Below are 425 nucleotides of genomic sequence, written 5' to 3' on the forward strand. Positions count from 1 at the left end.
CTTGCTTTGTGTGCAAGTGGTAAACCAGGCACGATATCACCAATTGCGTAGATGTTTTTAATAGAAGTACGGCTTTGTTTGTCTACTTCTAATAATCCACGATCAGCAAATTTAAGACCTAATTCTTCTAAGCCTAATTCGTCTGTATTTGGACGACGACCTACAGTTACTAATACATAATCAGCTTCAATTGTTTTTTCTTCACCTTTAGCTTCGTAAGTAACTTTAACACCGTTTTCAGTTTCTTCAGCGTTTTTAGCCATAGCTTCAGTGATAATTTCAACGCCTTTTTCTTTCATACCTTTTTTAACAGGTTGAACCATTTGTTTTCGAAACCACCAAGAATTTCTTTAGCACCTTCTAAAATTGTAACTTCAGAACCGAAGTTAGCAAATGCAGTACCAAGTTCTGAACCAATATAACCG

Annotated in this window: 1 pseudogene; it reads right to left on the reverse strand. The window is 36.0% G+C overall.

Going from position 1 to position 425, the window contains the following annotated elements:
• Positions 1 to 418, reverse strand: a pseudogene (locus tag DF216_RS10530) (FAD-dependent oxidoreductase); the annotation flags it as partial.
• Positions 419 to 425 lie beyond the last annotated feature (7 nt).

Origin of the sequence: Streptococcus oralis, from assembly GCF_004127215.1 — a bacterium.
GTDB lineage: Bacteria > Bacillota > Bacilli > Lactobacillales > Streptococcaceae > Streptococcus > Streptococcus oralis_BD.